We start from the raw sequence: 24,161 nt of genomic DNA, 5'->3' as shown, positions 1-24,161 counted from the left end.
CATGCTTGAGCACTTAACTTAATATAATTTTGTAGAGAGTTTCGGTATTGATTAGCTACAATCCAAAGGTGTTTTGTATTACTCTCAATTGCCTGTTTGATAGATAATAATTCAAGTTCAGCCTATACAATTTTTGATGATGGCATAGCCTTAATAAACAAACGTGACCAGTTTTAAAAATTCTGTATCGCACTCAACTTTCTCCAGAGAGTGCCTCAACGCCTAATTAGACATACTGACGAGTTAAAACTAAGCATACCGCTATGATTGATATGTTTATTAATGCTCGAACAAGCCAATGATGCTCACTGTATGAAACACCAAATTTCTTTGTCACTAAAACCATAAAACTCATTAAGATAAACCAGGGTGTAAAATAGAACGTAAACTCCCACTTTACCAAAGATACCGCCAAATCGTGTAATGCACCACTAACAGCGAAAGTCAAAATAATTGCTAACCACATAGGAAGTAAATCGCTCAATGGCTTCATTATTTTGCGAGAAAGATAGTAACCCCATATTGGATTCCAATACTGCCAAAATAAATAGAATGAACTTGCACCTAACGAACGCTTGAGCATATTAGTCATTGACCCAGCTGCACCAAGTGCTACGCCATTACGCTTTTTTACGTACTCTGATAATGTAATAGATCTATGCATGCTGACCCTGTATGCCTAACAAGCCTGTGGAATTGCTCGTTTTACATTTATTTTATTAATCAACAAACGATATCTGAGTTTCAATTTTCATTCAATTATTTAGTCTGGCGGTTTTTTATATTTTAGATAGCGGTCTTGTGAAGGATTGTTCGCGGTATAGGTGAAGCTTTAAAGGTCTTTTTAAGGTTAAAAGGGTTCTGGCCTACCCAGAGAAAGCGTAGAAATGCAAAAGGGTAGAAATGCCACCCATGATGTTGATGTCATAACATAACGTCTTTCGTTTTAGTGACTAACACTGACTCTCAATTCCGCAAAATGGCTCAGAAACTAAATTCAACACAGCAGAAAAGCGTAATATCAATCAAATATGAAAAGGATGGTTATTAGGGATAAGATTAAAAAGAATGCATAAGCACAAATATCGATGGCAAAGATGGTAGCCAATTCAAGAATACGGGCATAGACCCACTCTCGTCGATGCTCAAAGTTTTCACCTGTTGAGTTATCAAACCGCACCCGAACAATAGTGACAACTTTCTATCATCGATATTTTTTGTTGCTTACTGCCACTGGGATAGATAATCTCTTTGATTCAAGCTGTTAAGTTTAAACTCTTTTATATCGACTCATACTTAAAATAAACGCAAAGGATGCAAAATGTTAAATAATGAAGTAAAGCTTTCCTCAGTACTTACCGCCGCTAAAGTGATCCCCCTTGTTGTGCTAATCACTGTGTTAACAGCCTTATTTGGTAGTTGGTATACGGTCGACCAAGGTGAGCGTGGTGTGATATTACGGAACGGTAAAATTATTGGTACCGCAGAGCCTGGCTTAGGTTTTAAGATGCCGATGATTGACAGTGTGGTAAAAATATCAACTCAAACTCACACCACAAGTTATCAAGCTTTGCAGGCTTATAGTCGTGATCAGCAGCCAGCAACTCTGCGCGCTTCAGTGACTTTTAGTATTCCGCCAGATCAGGTTGAAGCTGTTTACGCCAACTTTAAAGGCATCGATTCTTTAGTCGCTCGTTTGTTAGATCGCCAAGTGCCGACACAAGTTGAAAACATTTTTGGTAAATACACTGCAATTTCAGTGGTGCAAGAGCGTATTAAATTCGGTATTGATGTCACTGAAGCTATTAAAAAGTCGATTAAAGGGCCGGTAGAAATAACTTCAGTTCAAATTGAAAATATCGACTTCTCTAATGCTTACGAAAAATCTGTTGAAGACAGAATGCGCGCTGAAGTCGAAGTACAAACTCAGCTACAAAATTTAGAAAAAGAGCGTGTAAGTGCTCAAATTGCAGTAACACAGGCGCAAGCAGAGGCTGACTCACAATTGGCTCGCGCAAAAGCAGAAGCGGAAAGTATTCGAATTAAAGGTATCGCAGAAGCGACAGCGATTAAGAGCCGCGCTGAAGCATTAGCTCAAAACCAAAACTTGGTTGAACTGACCAAAGCGGAACGTTGGGATGGCAAGCTACCAACAACCATGTTGCCAATGGGCACATTACCGTTTATTGACGCTGTAAAAACCAAATAATAAAGTGGAGTAGCAGGAGCACAATGCCTAATTTTTTGCCACTCCAGCGCGTTAACAAAACCCTTCAATAATTTAATCAATGTGGTCAATCATGGTTGGCCACATTGATCAATGCCCGAGATAAAGCGCACAAAACCTAACCATGTTGCCATGTTGCCATGTTGCCATGTTGCCATGTTGCCATGTTGCCATGTTGTTTAATATTATTGGCGCGCAATAATAAATACAATCAACAAAGTCGTTTACACCCTAAATGAGCCTGAAACTAACTGTGCAAAAAGCACCTCTGACTTGAATAGTGCCATCTTAGGGTTAACCGATAAATGTCTCGGCTTTGGCTTCCTGCGTCGCTCTACCTTCTAAATCCATTTAGTCGTAGTGCCCCTGATATTTCAAAGGAGTGAAAAGCGTCAGGCAGCATTCTTCATTTTAAAGTAAATCGCACTAAGAGAGCCTCTATATGTGTTTGCATACTGTTGTTGCTAAAAGCACGATGATTTGACAGCTAACTGACAGACGAAGTAGATGAATTTGTTGATTGATTTTAATTTGACTGCAAAAGCAGTCAAATAAGTTAGGCTCGCCTATTGACTGGCGGAAGGCTCATATGTGTTAGTGGTATTATGCACCAATATCTAAGTCATGTTTTTTTATTTCTTCACCGCAATACCAAAGTGATAAACCGCTACTAAGTTGATCTACAGCCCCTTTTAAAACAGGTGCGGCACCTACCTTAGTTTGAGCCTGCTTATTCTTAATTTGACGGCTCAATTGGCCAGATATTAATCTTAGTTTTTTCCAATTAACTACATCAGAAGGATAAATACATTTAGCTTTAGCACCAGCTTCATTCCAATGGCTTAAAGTAGAATTAAAAATACGGCCGTTTTCAACCCGCCCATGTTCCAATTGTATTATTCCAGCACCTTCCAGACTTGTGCGGAAGTTACCAATACTTGGGTTTAATTTAATGTTTTTGAATACAGGTTCATTTGTTACGCTTGGTGACCAAAAACGTATTAAAAAAGAGGCGTTATTCCTTTCATTAGCCAAGTCCAACATGTCTTTAGCAGTCGTTATTTGTCTAATACTGTGGTCAATGCGTGAATAAGCTTCATAAATTTTAAAATCAGTTTCAGTCAGTAACCAATCTACCAAATTTATGAAATCGTCATCCGATGCGAAAAAGTCAACCTGAGCCATGAAATACCACTAACGCCAACAGAACGCGCGTGAGGCACGAACGTCGCAGTTGCTGTTTTTGTTATGAGTATTAGGCGGGCACATAGAAGCACCATGCACAATTACTCAACTCACCAGCTGCAAACTGAGCTGATTTACCATTCGCTTCGATAGAGTATATTCGTAGCTTATGTCTCTGATTCGGATAACTCGGATGAGGGATTTCAATTGGATCTACAGGAAGAGAATTCCACTTGAAGCTCCATACATTAATCCCTTCGATCTCCAACGAATCTCCGTCAGCTACCATAGATAGATATTTCCACTTACTCATACTGAAAACTCATAACGCCCAATTAACGGGCTAAAAATTGTGGGCTAAAATGGAAGCGAAGCGAACAGCCCACTGTTTTTAGTCCTGTTGAATTTCTTGTTAGGTTGATCATTTATATGGCGCTGTACGGTAGATATGGATCATTAATCCCACACTGAGGTATGTAAAAAAAAGTCCTATACCAGCAGTCATTAAAATACTTGTACAACCAAAAGTCGCACCTAGAATTCTTGTTTTCTTTGATATCGGCCGAGCCCTTATCCAGCTATAGCAGATAATTAAATAAAATAGCCATGCAGTATTAAAAATTATCACTGCGATAATGTTGAATATATCCTTAGCATCAGGTTTAATCTGACATTGGCCTCCGGCTAGACAATTAAATATTTCACCTGGCGCCCATAAAGGCCAGTACACCATATAAAAAGAAAGGGAGGTACAAGTAAGAACCGCTATTATTCGATACACCATAAAAACCTAACAGCTTATTGAACGGCTCGACCGATAAAGCCGCCCGTTTAAGTTATTGATTAATATCATCCTACATTTCCTATGTCTTTGAAGTAAAGCAATTTAATGACTGATACACTCAAATATAAAACTAAAATTGCGCGTTAAAAGTGTCTGTGCCAAATGTAAAAAAATAAACCAAGCAAGATCAATATATTAGAGCAGCCCTATTTTTCTCGACATAGTCCTTTAGACTGCTTTTTGTTCACTTATTATTGGTATTCCGTCAAAAACCATTATAACTGTATATAAATACAGCACAGGTAACATAAAGGGGGAATGTGATCGCGGGAACAGGAAATTTATAAGCCATTAGACAACAAATGAGGATGAAACATAATGAGTCTTTAACTCTGATTAATCTTTAACTCTGAAACCCACCATTATTTCCGAACTACAATACCAAATTAGCGCACAAATTTAAGAATATGGCCTTTGAATGGATTAACAAGGTATTCGGTGTGTAGCGGCTTTAGATGAACCGACGTAAAGCCAAATTCAATCATTTTATTGGTAAGCTTATTTTTATTACCCCGACCAGGGTCAACCAAAATCATTTCACAATGGGGCTTAGCGTGCTCGTTAATAAAGTTAGCTAATAGCTCGACGTGTTCATCTTCGTACAATAAATCACTGCCAATAATCATGTCGAACAAACCTAAACTGTCGTCATGGCTTGCCCAATCAGTTTGTTGATAGGCAATGGGTTTATCTTGATTTAACACAGTGTTTCGAAGTAAAAACTTACCGACTTCGGGGTGATAATCTGTGGCGGTGATATCAGCATGTTTTTTATTAAGCATTAAACTGGTTAAAGCCATACCACAGCCGATTTCAAGTATCCGTTTAATTCCCGTATCGTAATCGGAGATGTAATGCGCTAACACTAAACTTGAAGGCCAAATAATGCCAAATATTGGCCATGTGGCGGATGAAATACCGAGTTTTTCAGCAATGCCTGCAGGATCATTAAATTCTTGATTATCGCGAAGCGTACACAGATGAATATCGGTCTTACCAAACTCAACGGTTTGGTAACGTAAGCGTAGATTTGTCATTTGGCGGCCTAATAATTGGCGCTCAGCCAGGTATCTTTGATAAATGACAAAACGGGATGAACGTTCAAAGTATAGTAAATCAGCAGAAAGGCAATGTATTTAAATAATAGTACTGAGAAAAAATAATTTATTATCAATATTTTAGCCATAAAAACCCTATTGATACGGCTACCTAACAGATACAAAAAACACAACAATATCAGTGTTTGACCAAGGCTATATCAAACTGACTGCGTGCTACATTTAGCTCACATTAGCAGCAAACCATAAAAGCGTACTTATAATCGATTAATTGTCAGGTTTTTAACGCCCAAATACGCTATGATCCCCGCCACGACTTTGCGACTTAACTGGCTATTCGCTAGCACTTAATTATCAATGGCCTTGAACGGTATTCTGCCTCGATAATCGCACTGTGCACCACTTTCTCTTTTACATTTTAAATTAGGCAACACCATGGCTATCAGAATTAAACTTAAACCCGGCCGCGAACGTTCATTAGAACGACGCCATCCTTGGATATTTTCTAACGGTATTCACAACGTTAATGGCGGCAAGCCACAGGCGGGAGATACGGTTGATGTGGTCGGCCATGATGGTCGTTGGCTAGCACGCGGAGCCTGGTCTCCTGAATCACAAATTCAAGTGCGCATATGGACCTTTGATAAAGAAGAAACCATTGATAGCGATTTTTTTGCTAGACGCATTAAAAGAGCCCAAGCTGGACGTGATGAACTGATACGCGAACAAGGTTTAACCGGTTATCGTTTAATTGCTGCAGAATCTGACGGTTTGCCTGGTATTACTATTGATCGTTATGCCAATGTGCTTGTCTGCCAATTACTCAGCACAGGTGCTGAAAAATGGCGCGACACTATCGTCGAGCAGTTAGCGATTCAATATCCAGATTGTGCCATTTATGAACGCTCTGATGTCGACTCAAGAAAAAAAGAAGGCCTATTGCCAGTCACTGGATTACTGCACGGTGAACTGCCACCTATGCCGGTTATCATTGAAGAAAACGGGATTAAAATTGCTGTCGATGTCGTAAAAGGCCACAAAACAGGATTTTATCTGGATCAGCGAGACAACCGCGCCATGGCTGCGCGCTTTGTTAAAGGCAAGTCAGTGCTTAACTGTTTTTGCTATACGGGCACTTTCGGCTTATACGCCGCTAAAGCGGGTGCGGCGAGTATTGAAAACGTTGATGTATCATCGCTGGCACTGCAAACTGCCCGCGACAATATGGCCATCAATGCGCTAAATGATGACCATGTCATTTATAATGAAGCTGATGTGTTTAAGTTACTGCGCCAGTACCGCGATGAAGGTAAAACCTTTGATGTCATCGTACTTGACCCACCTAAGTTTGCCGATAATAAATCGCAACTCGATGGTGCATGTCGCGGTTATAAAGACATTAATATGATTGCGATGCAGCTGTTAAACCCTGGTGGCATGTTACTGACGTTCTCTTGTTCAGGTTTGATGCAGTCTGACTTATTCCAAAAAGTGGTTGCTGATGCGGCACTTGATGCCAAACGTGAAGTGCAATTTGTTGAACGTATGCACCAAGCTAGCGACCACCCAATAAGCAGTGCTTTTCCTGAAGGTTATTACCTTAAGGGTTTAGTTGCCAGAGTGTGGTAAATAATCACGTTAATGAGTAACAACTCACCTGAAGGGAGCATCAATTGCTCCCTTTTTTATTGGTTATCTGCTCTGGGCACTCACTACTAATCATGCTGATTAATCCACTTACTCAGGTTGACCCATTCTAATGAGTCCTAACTACTCAATCCCTGTTAAATAAAATCAATACTTCCTGATACTCATTTTGTAAATATAGCTTTTCGTTAACCAACACACGTTTTTAGTCTCGGGTGATTGTATCGGAGTGAAACCTCAGGTAATCTGCGTCTTCTTATTATATATAATTGGATTTAGGCACAGTCAGCGCACGAACGACACGCCAGTCCCAACAGATTATTCGGATATGCTGTCTCGATGACAAAAAAGATAAGTACGCCTACAGAAGTGAGTCAGGCCGACGGGACTGCCAGCAAAAAAACGGTTAATCACCGCAATGCAACCACAACACCAGAGATGCGTCAGTTCATTCAAGAATCTGATCTCAGCGTAAGCCAATTATCTAAAATTCTGAATATTAGTGAAGCCACTGTGCGTAAATGGCGTAAGCGTGACTCTGTTGATAACACTCCTAACACGCCACACAAACTCAATACGACCCTGTCCCCCATGGAAGAATACGTCATGCTGGGCCTGCGTTATCAATTGAAAATGCCATTAGACAGGTTGCTAAAAGTCACCCAAGAATTTATTAACCCCAATGTGTCACGCTCGGGCCTTGCCCGCTGCTTAAAACGCTTTGGGGTATCTAAGTTAGATGAGTTCGACAGCCCTTTTGTGCCCGAAAAATTTTTTAACCAGCTTCCTGTTACTCAGGGTGCTGACATTCAAACCTATACCGTTAATCCACAAACCTTAGCCGATACTTTGTCCCTACCCAGTCCTGATCCTGACAACGTAGTACAAGTCGTGTCCTTAAGTATTCCACCCCAACTAACAAAGCAGCAAGCCTATTCAGTGCTGCTAGGAGTCGATTTCAAGTCAGACTGGGTTTACTTAGATATTTATCAAGACAGCCATACTCAAGCGAGTAATCGCTATATCACCCATGTCTTAAAGCACGGCCCGTTTCATTTACGAAAGTTGCTGGTCCGCAACTATCACAGTTTTCTTGCTCGATTTCCTGGAGCAAGTCTATCAGCTGCCAAGCCTAATAATGGCCAACCTAGCGCAACTGAATCCCTACATCAGATGGCTCACTCCCAGCCATCAAACGGAGACTCACAATGAGCCAATCCAACAAAAACACCGACAAACGTCTTAACAAACGTTTAAAAGATATGCCTGTTGCCATTGTCGGCATGGCGAGTATTTTTGCCAATTCGCGTTATTTAAACAAGTTTTGGGATTTAATCAGCGAAAAAATCGATGCCATTACCGAAGTGCCTGACACTCATTGGCGTATCGAAGACTATTACGATGCTAATAAATCTGCGCCGGATAAAAGCTACTGTAAGCGCGGTGGTTTTTTACCAGAAGTTGACTTTAACCCAATGGAATTCGGCCTGCCGCCTAATATCCTTGAGCTAACAGACTCATCACAATTATTGTCACTTATTGTGGCAAAAGAAGTATTAGCCGATGCAGGCGTAGGTGCTGATTACGACACCGACCGCATTGGTATTACGCTCGGTGTGGGTGGTGGTCAAAAGCTTAACCACAGTTTAAGTGGCCGTTTGCAATATCCTGTTCTTAAAAAAGTATTTAAAAGCAGCGGATTAAGTGATGAAGACACTGAAATGCTGATCAAAAAGTTTCAAGATCAGTATGTTCACTGGGAAGAAAACTCGTTCCCGGGATCTTTGGGTAACGTGATCGCCGGCCGTATTGCTAACCGTTTTGATTTTGGCGGCATGAACTGTGTGGTTGATGCCGCATGTGCTGGCTCATTAGCTGCGCTGCGTATGGCGTTAACTGAATTAACAGAAAATCGCAGTGACATGATGATCACCGGCGGAGTATGTACCGATAACTCACCGTCTATGTACATGAGCTTCTCTAAAACCCCTGCTTTTACCACTAACGAAACCATTCAACCTTTTGATATCGATTCAAAAGGCATGATGATTGGTGAAGGTATTGGCATGGTGGCATTGAAGCGTCTTGAAGATGCTGAGCGTGATGGCGACCGTATTTATGCTGTCATTAAAGGTGTTGGCGCTTCATCAGATGGTAAGTTCAAAAGTATTTATGCTCCGCGCCCTGAAGGCCAAGCAAAAGCATTAAAACGCGCCTATGATGACGCAGGATTTGAGCCACACACTATTGGCTTAATTGAAGCCCATGGTACAGGCACTGCAGCCGGTGATGTGGCCGAGTTTAATGGCTTAAAGTCGGTATTTTCTGAAGGCAACGACACTAAGCAGCACATAGCTCTAGGCTCGGTTAAATCTCAAGTCGGTCACACTAAATCGACCGCAGGAACTGCCGGCGTGATTAAGGCGGCCCTTGCACTGCATCACAAGGTGTTACCGCCAACCATTAACGTCAGCAAACCTAATCCAAAGCTTGGCATTGGGGATTCACCGTTTTATTTGAACACCGAAACGCGTCCATGGATGCCACGCACTGATAATACCCCGCGCCGCGCCGGCGTAAGCTCATTCGGTTTTGGTGGCACTAACTTCCACGTGGTGTTAGAAGAATACAAGCAAGACCATGCCCGTGATGCCAAGTACCGTCATCGCGCAGTAGCACAAAGCTTACTGATTAGCGCAAGCAATAAAGCGGCACTGCAAACTGAATTAACCCAGTTATTAAATACCGTAAAAGCAATTGATATTGCTTCACCTAACAGCAGTGAAATTGAATTAGCCAAGTTAGCTAAACGTTTTGCGGTCACCACACTTGATAGCCAAGCTGCACGTATTGGTATGGTGGTAAGTTCATTAACTGAACTTGTGACCCAACTGACCCAAGCGATTGCACAGCTTAGCGCGAACACCAATGATGCCTGGCAATTACCGTCTGGTACTAGCTATCGTACTAGCGCGTTAGTGGCTAAAGACAGCAAGGTTAAAGTTGCCGCGCTATTTGCTGGTCAAGGTTCACAATACGTCAATATGGGCGTGGATTTAGCCTGTCACTACCCTGAAATGCGTCAACAATTAATGTTGGCCGATAAGGTATTTGCTAAAAACAAGCAAACACCATTGTCACAAATTCTATTCCCTATTCCAGCCTTTGAAGCTGATGATATTGCAGCCCAACAAGCGTCATTAACCAATACTGCGAATGCGCAAAGTGCTATTGGTGCTGTGAGCATGGGTCAGTATCAACTGTTATCCCATGCTGGTTTTAAAGCCGATATGGTCGCAGGACACAGTTTTGGTGAATTGTCGGCATTATGCGCTGCTGGGGTTATCTCTTCTGAGGATTACTACCAATTAGCTTTTGCCCGTGGCCAAGCGATGGCGGCAACACCTAAAGATCAAGATGCTGGCGCCATGTACGCGGTTATTTTGCCCGCCACAGCGGATACGGCCAATATTGATAAATTAGAACACTGCATCAAAGATTTTGATGGCGTGAAAGTGGCTAATTACAATTCACCGACTCAGTTAGTGATTGCAGGCCCAACAGCAACCACCAGCGATGCGGCAAAAGCGATTCAAACCTTAGGCTTTAAAGCCATTGCTTTACCAGTATCAGGTGCATTCCACACGCCGCTTGTGGCCCATGCCCAAGTACCGTTTGCTAAAGCCATCAGCAAGGTTAAATTTGCTAAGCCAGGCATGAGTTTATATGCCAATGGCACAGGTAAATTGCACTCTAAAGATCCTAAAGCCATTCAAGCCGCCTTTAGCGAGCACATGCTGCAATCGGTGCGTTTTAGCGATCAATTACAGTCTATGTACGATGCCGGTGCCCGCATCTTTGTTGAGTTTGGCCCGAAAAATATTCTACAAAAATTAGTTGAAGGCACCTTAGGCAACCAAAGCGATGCTGTCAGTGTAGTCAGCTTAAATCCAAATCCTAAAGGTAATAGTGATATTCAATTACGCCATGCTGCAACTCAGCTTGCGGTATTAGGGTTAAGCCTTACAGAGGTTGACCCGTATCAAGCACCGATTGCTGAATTAGCTAAGTCATCGCCGATGAATGTCAAACTAACTGCAACCAACTTCATCAGCCCTGCGACCAAAGCCAAAATGCAAAAGTCACTGGAAACAGGTCAAGTTGCCCTTAAAGAAGTGAAAGTTGAAGTGCCTGTTGAGAAGATTGTTGAAACTGTTGTTGAAAAAATTGTGGAAAAAGAAGTGATCAAAACAGAATATATTGAAGTGCCACAAGCTGGCAGTGCTAATGCTAATGCTAATGCGAGTAACAGTGCGAGTGCTCAAACAAGTGATCCAGCCAACGCCGCTCCTGTAAACACAGCACCAGTCAGCCATGACAGCATTGGGGCATTTTTTGCCGCCCAGCAACAAACTGCTGAGTTACATCAACAGTTTTTAGCCATTCCACAGCAATACGGTGATACGTTTGCCACCTTAATGGCTGCGCAAACGCAAATGGCAGCTTCGGGCGTTGCAATTCCTGATAGCCTGCAGCAATCAATGGCATTCTTCCACCAGCATCAAGCGCAAACGCTGCAAAGCCATACCTTGTTCCTTGAGCAACAAGCGCTTTCAAGCCAAAACGCATTAGCCATGTTAAGCGGTCAAGCGCCTGTTGCATTTGCTCCGGCTCAAGTTCAAGTTCAAGCTGCGCCGGTTGCCACTCAAGCTCGCGTTCAACAGCCAGTTCAACATATTGCGACTCAAACTGCTGCGCCTCAAACACCTGTCGCTCAAGCTGCTGTGCAAAATCGCGCAGCTCCGGCTCCACAAGCGGCCGTTGCTATGTCAGCTCCAGCGCCTCAAGTGACGCCAGTTAAAGCACCTGTACCAACTCCAGTTTCTGCAGCGGCGCCAGTTACTCCAGTGGTAGAAAGTTCAGGCTTAAGCGCGCAAACAGCCCTGAGCGCGCAGAAAGTACTGCAAACCATGCTAGAAGTGGTGGCCGACAAAACCGGTTACCCAACTGAAATGCTAGAGCTTGGCATGGACATGGAAGCCGATTTAGGTATCGACTCAATCAAGCGTGTTGAGATTTTAGGTACGGTTCAAGACGAATTACCTGGCTTACCAGAATTAAGCCCAGAAGATTTAGCCGAGTGTCGTACCCTTGGTGAAATCGTTGACTACATGAACTCTCGTCTACCAGCTGAGGGCTCTAAGCTGCCAGCAGCAGGTTCAAGTCCAGTTGCAGCATCGGTAGCATCGGCACCGACTTCATCAGAGAGCAACGGATTAAGTGCAGCAAAAGTTCAAAGCACCATGATGGCTGTGGTGGCAGATAAAACGGGTTACCCTACTGAAATGCTTGAACTTGGCATGGATATGGAAGCCGATTTAGGTATCGATTCTATCAAGCGTGTTGAAATTCTTGGTACGGTTCAAGACGAATTACCAGGCTTACCAGAATTAAGCCCTGAAGATTTAGCCGAGTGTCGTACCTTAGGCGAGATTGTTGACTACATGAACTCTAAGCTCCCTGCACAAGGCGCCGCTTCAGTACAACATACTGTGTCTGCACAAGCAGCTCCTGCATCAGGTTTAAGCGCGCAACAGGTTCAAAGCACCATGATGGCTGTGGTTGCCGACAAAACCGGTTACCCAACTGAAATGCTTGAGTTAAGCATGGATATGGAAGCCGATTTAGGTATCGACTCTATCAAGCGTGTTGAAATTCTAGGTACGGTTCAAGATGAGCTTCCAGGCTTACCAGAACTGAACCCAGAAGATTTAGCCGAGTGTCGTACATTAGGCGAAATCGTTGCTTATATGGGTAGCAAGCTGCCAGCCGCAGGCGCCATGAACTCTCCACTGCCAGCACAAGCAGTTCCAGCAACAGCCATGAGCGCTGAAACAGCCTTGAGCGCGCAAAAGGTTCAAAGCACCATGATGGCTGTGGTTGCCGACAAAACAGGTTACCCAACTGAAATGCTAGAACTTGGCATGGATATGGAAGCTGACTTAGGTATTGATTCTATCAAGCGTGTGGAAATTTTAGGCACAGTACAAGATGAGCTTCCAGGCTTACCAGAACTGAACCCAGAAGATTTAGCCGAGTGTCGTACCCTTGGTGAAATCGTTGCTTATATGGGCAGCAAGCTGCCAGCCGCAGGCGCCATGAACTCTCCACTGCCAGCACAAACAGCTCCTGCATCAGGTTTAAGCGCTGAAACAGCCTTGAGCGCAGAAAAAGTTCAAAGCACCATGATGTCAGTGGTTGCCGACAAAACCGGTTACCCAACAGAAATGCTTGAATTAAGCATGGATATGGAGGCCGATTTAGGTATCGATTCTATCAAGCGTGTTGAGATTTTAGGCACAGTACAAGATGAGCTTCCAGGCTTACCAGAACTGAACCCAGAAGATTTAGCCGAGTGTCGTACCTTAGGCGAAATCGTCGCCTACATGAACTCTAAGCTAACTGCTGGTGGCGCATCAACAACTAGCCCTGCTGCACAAACTGTTATTCACCAAGCTACCGCTGAACTTGCTACAGACTTACCTCCTCATCAGGAAGTCGCGCTAAAAAAGCTACCAGCGGCGGATAAGTTAGTTGGCTGTTTTTCGAAAGACGCATGCATCGTTATCAATGATGACGGCCACAATGCCGGCGTATTAGCAGAAAAATTAGCATCAACAGGCCTAACCGTCGCAGTGATCCATAGCCCTAAAGCCATTACCAATAAACAGTCGCCACTAAGTAGTGCTGTTGCTAGCTTTGAGTTAACTGAAGTCAGTGATGATGCGATTGCTGCCGTGATTAAGCAAATTAGCGCTAAACATAAAATTGCAGGTTTTGTGCATCTACAACCTCAGTTTGAACAGATAAACAATGCATTACCACTAAGCGACGCTGGTTTCAAAGCTGTTGAGCAAGCCTTCTTAATGGCGAAGCATTTACAAAAAGGTTTTGAAACCCTATCAAAAACTGAGCGTGTTAGCTTTATGACGGTAAGTCGGATTGATGGTGGTTTTGGTTATTTAGATACCCAAGCCCTAGCGACAACTGAGCTAAACCAGGCGGCACTGTCAGGATTAAGCAAAACACTCAGCCATGAATGGCCAAACGTGTTCTGCCGCGCCTTAGATATTGCACCAAGCTTTGAAGCGGCAGAACTAGCCAAGGCAATTGTTGCAGAGCTGTTTGATATTGACACGTCAATCACTGAAATCGGCATCAGCAAGCAAGGTCGTCACACGCTTAGTGCAACGGCTTGTGCAACAACGCGCTACCAAACCACCACGTTAAACCAAAATGATACTGTACTAGTTACGGGTGGCGCAAAAGGAGTCACATTTGAATGTGCCCTCACCTTAGCCAAACAAACTAAATCACACTTTGTTTTAGCGGGACGTAGCGAGCATTTAGCGGCTAATTTACCAACCTGGGCGCAAGGCAAAAAAGTTAATGAGCTTAAAGCGGCAGCGATTGGGTTTATTCAATCCCAAGGTGACAAGCCAACACCTAAGCAAATTGATGCCTTAGTTTGGCCTATTACCAGCAGCTTAGAAATAGACCGCGCGCTTAGTGCATTTAAAGACGTGGGCGCCAGCGCTGAATATATCAGCATGGATGTCAGCTCAGATGCGGCAATTAAGCAAACGATTAAAGGGCTTAACACCATTACAGGCATCATCCATGGAGCTGGTGTGTTAGCCGATAAACATATTCAAGACAAAACCTTAGCGGAATTAGGCCGTGTTTATGGCACTAAAGTATCGGGTTTTGCCGGCATTATTAACGCCATAGATGCCAGCAAACTTAAGCTAGTGGCGATGTTCTCATCTGCGGCGGGTTTTTACGGCAATACAGGCCAAAGTGACTATTCAATGTCTAATGAGATCCTCAACAAAACAGCACTGCAACTTGCGGCTAACTACCCACAAGCCAAAGTGATGAGCTTTAACTGGGGCCCTTGGGACGGCGGTATGGTCAGTTCAGCATTGAAGAAGATGTTTGTTGAGCGCGGCGTGTACGTTATTCCATTAGATAAGGGCGCAAACTTGTTTGCCCACAGCCTGCTGTCTGAAACGGGCGTGCAGATGCTGATTGGATCGAGTATGCAAGGTTCTGACACTTCAGCCCAAGCGAGTGCTGCTGTAAAAAAGCTTAATGCGGACTCTTTGCATCACGCCAAGGGTTCGCTGACACTGTCTTTTAATGGCATGAACAACACTTATATTGTTGAACGTGTACTTAACCCGCTTTTAATGCCCTTCATTGAAGATCATTGCATTGCGGGTAATCCAGTACTGCCGACCGTATGTGCCATTCAATGGATGCGTGAAACTGCGCAGCTATTATGTGGCCAGGCGGTTTGCGTTCAAGATTATAAGTTACTCAAAGGCATTATTTTTGACACCAATACGCCGCAGGTATTAACCCTGACATTGACGCAAACTGAGGCCGGCTTAAATGCAATTATTGCTAGCCGTCTGCAAAGCGACTCTGTAGACAGTGTGTTAAGGCCGCAATATCAAGCGAGCCTGATTGTTAATGAAAAAGTTGTTAACCAAAACTTGGTTAACGAGAAAATTGTTAATGCATCTAACGCCTTACCTGCAATCATCACCACTGTAAAACAGTTGGCAAATGAAGGTAAAGTGATTAGCACTGACAGCGAGCTTTATTCAAACGGCAGCTTATTCCACGGCCCTCGCCTACAAGGGATTAAGCAAGTGTTAATTGCTGACGATCAGCAGTTGGTGTGCAAAGTTGAACTACCGCAGATTAACGACAATGATTGTGCCGGTTTTGCACCTAAGTTAACCCTTGGTGGCAGTCAGGCATTTGCTGAGGATTTGTTATTACAGGCCATGCTTGTGTGGGCGCGTATTAAGCATGATGCCGCCAGCTTGCCGTCTACCATTGGTGAACTGACTACTTATGTGCCTTTTGCATCGGGTGATACAGGTTATTTAGTGCTAACGGTACTGAAAAGCAGCGGCCGCTCACTCACTGCCGATATTGCGCTTTACCATGAAGATGGTCGCTTAAGTTGCACTATGTCAGCGGCTAAAACCACTATTAGCAAAAGCTTGAACGATGCCTTTATCGCACCGCGTAATAAGCTTATAGAGGGTGCAATTTGAGTACTGACTTAACAGATAACTCATTAACTGGCCGCGCATTAACTAGCGCGGAACTAGCCCAAGCCGTGAAGCAACGCCACACTATGCCACTTCGCATAGCGGTGTTGCTTAACGCACCTAAGATTATGGCTCAAACTGAGATCCAGTTTGTTAGCCTTGATGAAACTAATCAGCTTGGGTTTGAACAAGCCCTTGCTGATACAGCAGAGCGTCTAACCAGTGTCCAACCGGCAAATGTGATCATTAATTTAGCAGACAAGTTATGGTTAATGCCTGCGCTGATGGCGGCAAAGAATGGTATTCATCCACATGCTTTAATTAACGGTGTCGGCATTGCTGAAAATAGCCTTGAAGCCATTAATCAAGCTTTAGCGCATGCTAAACGGGATCACGTTCAGCCCGTGGTGCAAACCGTTAAAGCAGGATCGGCCAGACATAAGCTTAATCAACTTCATTGCTTAGTCACTTCTATGGCGACAAGGCAGCTTCCAGTTGCTAGCTGCTTAGTCTCTTCAAGTGCTAGCGAACAAGGTTATTGGTTTTGCGAGTTTCATCAAAGCCGAGTGGCTGCTTTTACTAGCTCTATGTGCGCTAACTCTCATCAAGCTGTCATTTTAACCCAGGGCACAGGGCTGATTACGGCCAAGCCTTTACTCAATACTTCACGATTATGGCTGCCTATTGGCGCAATATCGATTGATGATTTACAAGCCCAGTTAGCGTCATTAGCACTATTGCTGAGTCGTTTAGCCAGTGACTCAAGTAATGATATTGCTTTATTGGAACTGATTAAACAGCAGCTTATTGGTTATCAAGCTAAGTCAGCAATAAACAGCTTAAGCGCTGTGGTGATGGCAAGCAGTTATGAGGCACTTTGTGTTGAAGTCAATGCCATGCTTAACGCAGTAAGCCAAACTGACAGTACTGATATTCACTCACCAATTAATTATAAAACGCCTGCTGGCAGTGCTTTTACTCATCAGCCCTTAGGTGAAAATGGCTTAAGTTTTGTCTATCCCGGTGTCGGCACCGTGTATCCCAATATGTTTAAACACTTGGGGCATACTTTTCCTGCGCTTTATAGTGAGCTTGAAAAACAAGGTGATTTGCAAGCCATGTTGCAAAGTCAGCTAATCTATTCGACAGAAGATACGACGACGGCACAGAGCATGAGTTTATCTGAGCTGGCTATTTCAGGTGTTGGCGCCAGTTATATGCTGACCAAGTTGTTAGAAAAAGAATTTAACATCAAGCCTAAATTGGCCTTGGGTTATTCGATGGGCGAAGCCTCAATGTGGGCGAGCCTCAATGTGTGGCAACAACCCCACAGTTTAATTGATGCCACCCAAACAAGTTCATTATTCACCCAGGATATTTCAGGGCCATTACTGTGTGTTAGACAAGATTGGCAGCTTGATGTGTCAGACGCCACCAAAGGCGAAGACATTGTATGGAACAGCTTTATTACTCGGGCAACACCTGAGGAATTAGCGCCACACCTTGCAGATTACCCTAGGGCATACATTGCCATTATTCAGGGCGATACCTGTGTGGTTGCTGGGTGTGAAGCTAGCTGTAAAGCCATGCTCAAACAAGCGGGCAAACGCGGCATTGCATCCAATAAAGTCACCGCAATGCACACGCCCCCGGCGATGCAAATTATTGAGCAGGTAAAGCAGTTCTATCACCAGCCTCTGATGGCGGACTTACCCAATGACATCCGCTTTATCACAGCAACAGAAGCTGAGCCAATAGTGTTAAGCCCGGATACTATAGCCCAATCAATTGCCGATACTTTTTGTCATCAATTGGATTTTACCCAGTTAATTGCCAAGGCTTGTCAGCACGGCAGCAGGCTATTTGTTGAAATTGGCGCGGACAGACAAACAAGCACACTAATCGATAAAATTTTAGCCCGCCAGCTTGCTGACAAACAGGTTAATCAAGACAGCTTTTCAGCCCAAGCTATTGCCGTTAATGCCAAAGGTGCGGATGAAAGTATCAGTTTATTGAAATGCTTAGGCCAATTGTTAACTCATCAAGTCCCTATGTCATTTACCCCTTTTATCGACAGCATTGATTGTGCCATCTCACAAGAGCTAGCACGAAAAGTCGAAAAACTAGCGGTTCTTGTTGATCCGATTTTACCGTCTCAGGCACCTCACCCTATTTCAGAAGGAGAACCTCATTGAGTTCTCATAATGCCCCAAAAATTGCCATAGTCGGCCTTGCTAATCAGTATCCTGATGCGGACACGCCGGCTAAGTTTTGGCAAAACTTATTAGATAAAAAAGACTCACGTAGTCAAATCAGCGATCAAAAACTGAATGCCAGCCCAAGTGACTACACAGGCGTGCAAGGTCAGTCTGACCGCTTTTATTGCGACAAAGGCGGCTACATTGAAAACTTCAGTTTCAATGCCAATGGTTACCATGTGCCAGCCAGTGCATTTGACGGTTTAGATGACAGTTTTTTATGGGCCACAGACACTGCGCGTAATGCCTTAAATGATGCGGGCATATCGTTAAACGATAGCCGCTTATCACGCACCGGTATTGTGATGGGCACGCTGTCATTTCCTACGGCTAAGTCCAATGAGCTGTTTGTGCCGCTTTATCACGGCGCTGTTGAAAAAGCCTTACAGGTAAAACTTGCCCAGCCTAATTTTGTGCTGCAAGGTTTTGGCAACGAGCAGCAGTTAGGTCTGCCGCGAACAATCAACTACCGCAATGGCGCCATCGCTCATAATGCCTCTAAGCTCGTTGCCGATGCACTGGGTTTAGGCGCAGCGCAATTAAGCTTAGATGCCGCCTGTGCAAGTTCTGTTTATGCCTTAAAACTGGCATGTGATTACTTGCACACAGGCAAAGCAGATATCATGCTAGCGGGTGCAGTATCAGGCGCGGATCCTTTCTTTATCAACATGGGTTTCTCGATTTTTCACGCCTACCCAGACCACGGCATTTCAGCGCCGTTTGATAGTAACAGCAAAGGCTTATTTGCCGGTGAAGGTGCGGGTGTATTAGTACTCAAACGGCTTGACGATGCTCAGCGTGATGGCGACCATATTTATGCCCTCGTTAGCGGTATTGGCTTATCAAACGACGGAAAAGGTCAGTTTGTACTAAGCCCAAATAGCAAAGGTCAGGTGTTGTCATTTGAGCGCGCTTATCGTGAAGCAGACATAGCGCCAGCTAGCATTGAAGTGATTGAATGCCACGCAACCGGCACGCCTTTGGGTGACAAGGTCGAGCTGACCTCCATGGAGCGCTTCTTTGAAGATAAGCTTAATGGCAGCGCAACTCCGTTAATTGGCTCGGCTAAATCTAACCTAGGCCACTTGCTTACCGCAGCAGGTATGCCGGGGATCATGAAAATGATTTTCGCCATGCGCCAAGGTGTGTTGCCGCCAAGTATCAATATCAGCAGCCCTATCGCCTCGCCGAATCAATTGTTTGGTCAGCAAACCTTGCCTAATGAAGTGTTACCTTGGCCAGACAAAGCTGGCAATAGAGCGCGTCATGCTGGCGTGTCGGTATTTGGCTTTGGTGGTTGTAACGCGCATTTATTGATTGAATCTTATGATAACAATGCGATTAATCATGATTTAACACATACACCTGCTGCCAAACAAGACACGTTAAACGCTGCTAACACGCCGCTTAACATTACCGGTATGGCTGCCCATTTTGGCCAAGCCAGCAACATTAATGCACTGGCAGACAAGATAGCTCAGCAACAACCTTTGATGACAGACTTACCTGCTAAACGCTGGAAAGGGTTAAATAATCATCCCGAGTTATTAGCAAAACACGGCCTGCACTCTGTTCCCCAAGGCGCTTATATTGAACAGTTTGACTTTGATTTTTTGCGCTTTAAAGTGCCGCCAAATGAAGATGACAGATTAATATCACAGCAACTGTTATTAATGAAAGTGGCCGATGAAGCCATTATTGACGCCAAACTAAAACCGGGCAGTAAAGTCGCGGTATTGGTGGCGATGGAAACAGAGCTTGAATTACATCAGTTCCGTGGCCGCGTTAATTTGCACAGCCAAATTAGTCACAGCCTTAAAGCCCAAGGTGTTGTGCTAACAGATGATGAATATCAAGCCCTTGAAACTATCGCCATGGACAGTGTTTTAGATGCCGCTAAGCTAAATCAATATACCAGTTTTATTGGCAATATTATGGCGTCGCGGATTTCATCATTGTGGGACTTTAATGGCCCTGCTTTCACCATTTCAGCAGGCGAGCAATCTGTGAGTCGCTGTATTGATGTGGCACAAAATCTGTTTGCCTTAGGCTCAATTCAAGAGCCACTAGACGCAGTGATCATCGCTGCAGTAGATTTGTCGGGCAGCATTGAAAATATGCTACTTAAAAATGGCTGCTTATCTGCATTAGGTATCCAAAAGGGTGATATGAATGCGCGCCCTTGGGCTATCGGCGAAGGTGCCGGTGCAATTGTATTGCAGACAAAAACGGCCAATACCAGCTTAACTGACAACAGTTACGCCAGTATCGACAGTTTGCAATTTAGTAGCCACTATTGCGCCAATAATATCAGTGCTAACGTGTTTGCTAAGTCGGCTAATTTGATTGAACTTAATCAATCTCCTGAAAGCCGTTTTGATGTTACTGGCCAAGCATTGTTTAGCCAATTAGCATCTGGCACAACAATGCTAACCCAAGCGCAAGATATTATGGGACACAGCTTTGCGGCATCCGGCATGGCCAGTATGCTGCACGCTTTGATTAAGATGAGTCAGTTTAATGTCAGTGATGGCGTTAATGCGGCTAATACAAGTGCACACCATGCTAGTGCTAAAATCGTCACGGTAAGTGAAAACCAGTGTTCAAACATTGAGTTATCGGTATCTCAGACACAGCAACAAGCGCTAACACATCGTTTGACTTCGCCCCTTGCACAGCAGCTATCGCACACAATCGCGACTGGCAGCAAATTAAGTTTAATTAAGCAAGTCAGCCTTGGCGGACGAGATATTTACCAACACATTATCGATACACCAATAGCATCAATTGACAGCATTAAAGCTAAATGTGCCCATATTGCTCCGCAAGCAAAGGCAGCGACATCCGTCACAGTCGTTCCTATGACAAACACGCTATCGACAACAAAAAATGCGCCCTCAACAGAGACGACACACACTATTATGCCTAATCTAAAACCGGCTTCTCCAGCACTAAATTCAGCAAACTCTGCATTTACCCAGAGTCTGCCACCAGCCCATTTAAATGCTTTTCAGCAAAACCAGTGGCTAGCGCAACAAGCACATTTGGCGTTTTTAAAAAGCCGTGATGCAGGCCTTAAAGTGGCCGATACCTTACTAAAGCAGCAATTAGCTCAGGTTAATGGCCAGCAAAATACTTACCCATCAAACCCTGTACTTGCTCAACCTTTACAACAGCAAGCTCAAGCGGTAAACGTATTAGCCCAACCTGTGCCACAAACGGCATTAACACCCAATCATGCTAAGGTTCCCGCCTACACAGCCCCAATTCCAGCGGATAAACCGTGCATTTGGAATTACGCAGATTTAGTGGAATATGCCGAAGGGGATATCGCCAAGGTATTTGGTCAAGATTACGCCATTATTGACGGCTATAAACGTCGCGTACGTCTGCCTACCACGGACTATTTATTGGTATCACGCGTCACCAAGCTTGATGCGACCATCAACCAATATAAGCCTTGTTCAATGACCACTGAATATGACATCCCTGTGGATGCCCCTTATTTAGTTGATGGTCAAATCCCTTGGGCGGTTGCGGTAGAGTCTGGTCAATGTGACTTGATGCTGATCAGTTATTTAGGCATCGACTTTGAAAACAAAGGCGAGCGTGTTTATCGCTTATTAGATTGCACCCTGACCTTCTTAGCCGATTTACCTCGCGGCGGCGACACTCTGCGTTACGATATTAAAATCAATAACTTTGCTAGTAATGGCGACACGCTACTGTTCTTCTTCTCTTACGAATGTTTCGTTGGCGATAAGATGATTTTGAAAATGGATGGCGGCTGTGCAGGCTTCTTTACTGATAAAGAACTCGCAGACGGAAAAGGCGTAATTCACACTGAAGATGAAATCAAAAACCGTCTTAGCGTGATGAACAATCCTAATAAGCCGCGTTTTGAACCACTGCTACATTGTGCTCAAACAGCGTTTAACTATGGTCAAATTCATCATTTACTCAATGGCGATATCGGTAGCTGTTTTGGCGGCGCCCATGTTAGCCACCAGCTAGAAAATGGATTACAGCCATCGTTATGTTTTGCCTCTGAAAAATTCTTAATGATTGAGCAAGTGAGCAAGTTAGATGTCCGTGGCGGTGCTTGGGGCTTAGGCTTAATCGAAGGCCATAAACAATTGGCACCGGATCACTGGTATTTCCCATGCCACTTCCAAGGCGATCAGGTCATGGCTGGATCATTAATGGCCGAAGGCTGTGGTCAGTTATTACAGTTCTTTATGTTGCATATCGGCATGCACACACAAGTGAGTAATGGTCGTTTCCAACCACTTGAAAATGCTTCACAAAAAGTACGTTGTCGCGGACAAGTATTACCGCAACATGGCGAATTAACTTATCGCATGGAAGTCACTGAAATTGGCACAAGCCCTCGCCCATATGCAAAGGCGAACATTGATATTTTGCTTAATGGCAAAGTAGTGGTCGATTTCCAAAACTTAGGCGTAATGATTAAAGAAGAAAGCGAATGTACTCTTTACCCGCTTTTATCTTCAGCGGCCACGAGTGCGAATATCCCCGTAAATAAAGCGCCATTGATGGCACAAGTGCCGGATTTAAGTGCGCCAACCAATAAAGGGGTTATTCCGCTTAAGCATGTTGAAGCACCTACAGTGGCAGCTGATTCTAAGTATGCCAACCGCGTACCTGATACAGTGCCATTTACGCCTTATCATATGTTTGAATTTGCCACCGGTAACATTGAAAAATGTTTCGGCCCAGATTTCAGCATTTACCGCGGCTTAATTCCACCACGTACTCCCTGTGGTGATTTACAGCTAACCACTCGCGTCGTTGAAATTAACGGTAAACGCGGTGAGCTGAAAAAACCTTCTTCTTGTATTGCTGAATACGAAGTGCCTGCAGATGCCTGGTATTTTGCCAAAAACAGTCATCAAGCAGTTATGCCGTATTCGGTGTTAATGGAAATTTCATTACAACCAAACGGCTTTATTTCCGGTTATATGGGCACCACCCTTGGATTCCCAGGGCAAGAGCTGTTTTTCCGTAACCTAGATGGCGGCGGCAAATTACTGCGCCATGTGGATTTACGCGGTAAAACTATCGTCAACGATTCAAAGTTGTTATCAACGGTTATTGCTGGCAGCAATATTATTCAAAGCTTTACCTTTGAACTCAGCGTTGATAACGAGCCGTTTTATACTGGTAGCGCGGTTTTTGGTTACTTTAAAGGTGATGCGCTTAAAAACCAGCTTGGTATCGATAACGGTAGAATTACTCAGCCTTGGCATATCGACAATAATGTTGCTGCTGACATTAGCGTCAATTTACTCGATAAAACTTCACGGGTATTTAATGCGCCAGCCAGTCAGCCGCATTATCGACTAGCGGGCGGCCAACTTAACTTTATCGACAAAGCGGAAATCGTCGAGACGGGCGGCAACTACGGTAAAGGTTATCTTGCAGCGTCACGCACTATCGACCCAAGTGATTGGTTCTTCCAATTCCACTTCCATCAAGATCCGGTAATGCCGGGTTCATTAGGTGTTGAAGCCGTGATTGAGTTAATGCAAACTTACGCCATCAGCACAGACTTAGGTAAAGGTTTCACTAACCCGAAATTTGGCCAAATTCTGTCGGACATTAAATGGAAATATCGTGGTCAAATTAACCCCTTAAACAAACAAATGTCACTCGATGTGCATATCAGCGCAGTAAAAGATGAAGACGGCAAACGCATCATCATAGGCGATGCAAATCTTAGCAAAGATGGTCTGCGCATTTATGAAGTCAAAGACATCGCAATCTGTATTGAAGAAGCTTAGGCCAAAA

General features: G+C 44.0%; 9 protein-coding genes and 1 pseudogene. 6 read left to right on the top strand and 4 right to left on the bottom strand.

Translation table 11 applies throughout. The annotated features are described in order from the left end of the window. Nucleotides 1-226: 226 nt before the first annotated feature. Together ACRWP9_RS09235 and ACRWP9_RS09230 are read right to left on the bottom strand one after the other, a co-directional pair. Entirely contained in the window at nucleotides 227-664 is a 438-nt protein-coding gene (locus ACRWP9_RS09235; RefSeq protein WP_434928839.1) for an acyltransferase, read from the bottom strand. 405 nt (nucleotides 665-1,069) lie between these two features. Further along, nucleotides 1,070-1,171, bottom strand: a pseudogene (locus ACRWP9_RS09230) (transposase); the annotation flags it as partial. 150 nt (nucleotides 1,172-1,321) lie between these two features. On the opposite strand from ACRWP9_RS09230, the gene ACRWP9_RS09225 reads away from it, so the two are divergent. After that, nucleotides 1,322-2,209 carry an SPFH domain-containing protein gene (locus ACRWP9_RS09225; protein WP_434928838.1) on the top strand — a complete coding sequence of 296 codons (888 nt, stop codon included), beginning with the start codon at nucleotides 1,322-1,324 and terminating at the stop codon, nucleotides 2,207-2,209. 621 nt (nucleotides 2,210-2,830) lie between these two features. Here ACRWP9_RS09225 and ACRWP9_RS09220 read toward each other — a convergent pair. After that, complete coding sequence (locus ACRWP9_RS09220) at nucleotides 2,831-3,367, bottom strand: hypothetical protein (protein WP_434928837.1); 537 nt, start codon at nucleotides 3,365-3,367, stop codon at nucleotides 2,831-2,833. Between the two features lie 1,275 nt (nucleotides 3,368-4,642). Continuing rightward, nucleotides 4,643-5,293, bottom strand: a complete 651-nt coding sequence (locus tag ACRWP9_RS09215) for a class I SAM-dependent methyltransferase (protein WP_434928836.1) — start codon at nucleotides 5,291-5,293, stop codon at nucleotides 4,643-4,645. 456 nt (nucleotides 5,294-5,749) lie between these two features. Between ACRWP9_RS09215 and ACRWP9_RS09210 the strand changes: the two genes are divergently transcribed. The 5 genes from ACRWP9_RS09210 (at nucleotide 5,750) to ACRWP9_RS09190 (ending at nucleotide 24,154) form a co-directional block, all read left to right on the top strand. Next, nucleotides 5,750-6,943 carry a class I SAM-dependent rRNA methyltransferase gene (locus ACRWP9_RS09210; protein ID WP_434928835.1) on the top strand — a complete coding sequence of 398 codons (1,194 nt, stop codon included), beginning with the start codon at nucleotides 5,750-5,752 and terminating at the stop codon, nucleotides 6,941-6,943. A 357-nt stretch (nucleotides 6,944-7,300) separates the two neighbouring features. Next, nucleotides 7,301-8,173 carry a transcriptional regulator gene (locus ACRWP9_RS09205; RefSeq protein WP_434928834.1) on the top strand — a complete coding sequence of 291 codons (873 nt, stop codon included), beginning with the start codon at nucleotides 7,301-7,303 and terminating at the stop codon, nucleotides 8,171-8,173. After that, a complete protein-coding gene (locus tag ACRWP9_RS09200) occupies nucleotides 8,170-16,095 on the top strand; it encodes a phosphopantetheine-binding protein (RefSeq protein ID WP_434928833.1) in 7,926 nt (2,641 codons plus the stop codon). The genes ACRWP9_RS09205 and ACRWP9_RS09200 overlap by 4 nt, the downstream gene beginning before the upstream one ends. After that, nucleotides 16,092-18,287 (top strand): PfaB family protein, encoded by a 2,196-nt coding sequence (locus tag ACRWP9_RS09195; RefSeq protein ID WP_434928832.1) that lies wholly within the window; start codon nucleotides 16,092-16,094, stop codon nucleotides 18,285-18,287. Before ACRWP9_RS09200 ends, ACRWP9_RS09195 begins: the two co-directional genes overlap by 4 nt. Next, a complete protein-coding gene (locus ACRWP9_RS09190) occupies nucleotides 18,284-24,154 on the top strand; it encodes a beta-ketoacyl synthase N-terminal-like domain-containing protein (protein WP_434928831.1) in 5,871 nt (1,956 codons plus the stop codon). Before ACRWP9_RS09195 ends, ACRWP9_RS09190 begins: the two co-directional genes overlap by 4 nt. Nucleotides 24,155-24,161: the final 7 nt, after the last annotated feature.

Origin of the sequence: Shewanella sp. HL-SH2, assembly GCF_051164935.1 — a bacterium.
GTDB classification, from domain to species: domain Bacteria; phylum Pseudomonadota; class Gammaproteobacteria; order Enterobacterales; family Shewanellaceae; genus Shewanella; species Shewanella glacialimarina.
This window is presented reverse-complemented; position numbering and strand designations above follow the sequence as displayed.